Raw genomic sequence first — 3,091 nt, 5'->3', positions numbered from 1 at the left:
GCGGATTTTGTTGTCGCCAAGCGCCTCGGCGAGAATGCCGACGTTGTTGCCGTCTTTGTCGGGCAGGAAGAAAAACTTATCACGCGGGAAGGTGCTGGGAAGGATGCCTTTGTACTCTTCATGCAGCGGGATGGCCAGCGCCTTGCCGCGCTTCGGTGTGACCGTGCCACCGTAGAATTTGAGATTGATGCGCGGATCGTTGATCTGGATGATCACGCCTTCGCCGCTGCCATCGAGCATCTGCACGCTGTCGCGGATCTGCGCCCAGAAACCGGACTTGGCCCAGCCTTCTTTGTTCGGCTCCTGGTTGCGCTTGCGGAAGTGCGTCTTGACCCTGTTCATCACGGCATTGCCCGCGACCCTGAAGGCGCGCTTGGGCTCCGTGAAGTTCGCGGCGATCTTGTGCATCCGCTTCTGCGCATCAGTCAGGCCGATGGTGATGACCTTGCCGCTGATCATGTTTCGGAATCGGCCGGCAGCGCCTTGCCGTCGATGACGAGCACGGCGTCGGTTTCAACTTCGTCGCCTTCGGGAGCTTCAAGCGTGAGCTTCAAAAGTTCCTCGTCAGTAAGTCCGGGTGGTATGGCAGGTGCTCCCATTATTTTGTTTCTCCCAGCATGGTTTGAAAAATGAAACGTTCGAGCGCAGGCGGGAACGTGCCGCGAATGTAATCCACACGTGTGCAGATGCCAAACGCCTCGGCGATGGCCTCCCAGCTGTTCGTGGCGGAGTATTCGGAGACGTTCTGGCGGAACCATTCGAGATCATGCTTGGCCAGCACCTCGCGCTTGAAGGTCTCGATGATTGCCGGTGTGCTCATCGTGTGCCCCAGCTCATGGCGGAAGTTGTCCTGCACCTGGCTGCCTTTGCGCTCGGTGCCCCAGTTTCTCTTGTTGAGCTTCTCCCACTGCGCGATGCCCGCGAATGAAGCGTCGGACCATTCAACGGCCTTCGTGGACATGAACGGCGAAGGGCCGTCCAGATGTGCGCGGCCACGCTTGGAACTCAAACACAGGAACGTGTTCACGATGCCGCCACGCTTGAGCGCAGGGAAAGCCTCGCGCACACGACGCCATTCATCGGCGATTGTCTGCATGTGTTTGATGCATGCTGGGTTGCCCATTTTCGCGCCCCATTTGGTCGTGCCAGCGGGCGGAACAAATTTGACCGTGCAGCCAAACTCAGCGCCGAAGTCCACCGCGAGTTGTTCCTTGGTCTGCTTCTTGGGCGCTGGCGCAGCTGGCACCGCTTTCTTTTTCGCCGCTCGTTTTTTTGCCGCTGGCTGCTTTGCGGGGGCTGTTGGCTCTGGCTGCTGATCTTTCAAAGGCACCCACCTGGCCGTATTGGCGTCCATCTTGATTTGATCTCCAAAGATGTCCTTCAGGCGCTTTTTAAGATCGTCTGGCATGTCCTTGATGGAAGCCTCAAGACCCTCTTCAAGCGTGCTCAACTTTGGCGGCAGCACCTGATGCGTGGGGGCGTCTGGCACCAAGCGGCCTTTCTTGGCAGCAGCCTTGAGCGCGGGATCATTGCTGAAGGTGTGCAGTGCTTCATTCACCGTCATGGACATCAGCCCGAGCTGCTCGGTGGTGTCTCGATCAACTTCCTCGACACCCATGCCGCTGTTGTAATCAAAGGGAGGGTGAGGCTTGCCGAAGCGGGAAAGCGCGGTCCAGACGGGCGATGTCTTCAGCGCGATCATGCGACCCTCATGCAGCGTGCCGCCTGCGGCCTGCCAGCGCGCCAGCCAGTCACGCGGTGCTTTCTTCGGCGTGATGCGCACCAGCTCCCAGGCGGGCCATTCTTGCAGCACGTCTTCGTCCATGGCCGCGAGATACTGGCCCTGGCCGTAAGCCATTTCGAGCTGCGTGTTCACCACCAGCTTCAAGCGGGCGATGCTCAGCGGATCGGTGATGTCCTTTTCATTGATGCCGCCCTTGCGGCCATCAGGATGCGCGATGCCCACGGCCTCGCCCATCACACGCAGCTGCTTGATGAACTGAGAGCGATCCATCTTCCACATGCTCTCGCCAGCGGCGTTTGTCTCCCGTGCTCGGGCGATCATGTCACGGATGCCCTGCTGCTGCTGCGCGAGGAATGCGGCGTTCGTCACGCCAGCGCTGAAGAAGGCGCTGTCGCGCAATTGCTGCGGCATGGCCTGCCAGTCTGCCGACCGCATGACGCTGCCTATCGGTGTCTTCGCATCGAGCTGCGCGAGAACATCCGTCAATGGCTGCGGTTCGGTGAAGTCCATGCAGGATCAAGCCTTCGCGGTGGAACGCTGGCGAATGGCGGCACGCGCCCCCAGGGCGGTGGCGGTTCCCATCGCGGCCTCGATGGACTTCGCGAGCTTGTCGACGCCGTCTTTGTTGAACAGCTCGGGGAGCAGCTGCTCCACCTTCGTGGCCATGGCGATGAAGTCGGCTTCGGTGGCCTGGTCATTTGCAGCCAGATCAGTTAATGCCTGGATGTCAGGCAGCAGCGGCGCGGTGGTTTCGTGCGTCACATCGAGCGCGTCTTGAATGGCCGTCTCTGCCAGCTGCGTGGCCTCGGCGCGATCACGTGCCGAAGAAGGCCCGCCTTGAAAGCGGTTCTTGAGCGGCGGTTGAACGGGCGGCGCTGGATTCACCGGAGGCACCACGGCGGGAGGAGGCGGTGCAGCTTTGCGCTTCAGCGGCATGGCCATCTCTTCGGAAAGCCACTTTTCATCCGTCTCAAATCCAGCCTCGTCGCAGGTCTTGACCGTTTCCGCAGTCGCCTTCCGGTCGGCTTTCTCTTCAGGGAAGGACAGCTCGAAGTACGCACCTATAGGTTGATTGGGAAACTTTTCGGCAATCCACAGCTTGTCGAGCTGCTCTTGATAAGCCTCGCTGACTTCCCCGGCGATGCCGCTGACGAGATCACGCCATGTATCGCTATGCGCGCCGCCTGCCAGCGTGCCGCTGCCGGACTGCGCCAGCATTGTCAGCAGCCCGCCCGTCGCGGCCAGAACAATGGCGGAGTCATGGCGCTGGGTCTTTTTACCAAAGACGTCGCCTTCGGCTTTTGCCTCATGCGTGAAGACTTGCGAGCCGTTGGGAATCACACCAGC

At 60.4% G+C, this 3,091-nt stretch carries 3 protein-coding genes; all 3 read right to left on the bottom strand.

The features are described from left to right. On the bottom strand, positions 1-459 hold a 459-nt coding region (locus tag ACILSL_RS27460; RefSeq protein ID WP_395735262.1), incomplete at its 3' end, for a hypothetical protein. 139 nt (positions 460-598) lie between these two features. After that, on the bottom strand, positions 599-2,254 hold the full coding sequence (locus ACILSL_RS27455) for a hypothetical protein (protein ID WP_395735261.1): 1,656 nt from the start codon (positions 2,252-2,254) through the stop codon (positions 599-601). A gap of 6 nt (positions 2,255-2,260) precedes the next feature. Continuing rightward, a partial coding sequence (locus tag ACILSL_RS27450) for a DUF935 family protein (protein WP_395735260.1) occupies positions 2,261-3,091 on the bottom strand: 831 nt, incomplete at its 5' end.

Source organism: Prosthecobacter sp. (assembly GCF_044222345.1).
In the GTDB taxonomy this organism is placed as follows: domain Bacteria; phylum Verrucomicrobiota; class Verrucomicrobiia; order Verrucomicrobiales; family Verrucomicrobiaceae; genus Prosthecobacter.
Note: the sequence above shows the minus strand (reverse complement) of the source record. Positions and strands in the feature narration are given on the sequence as shown.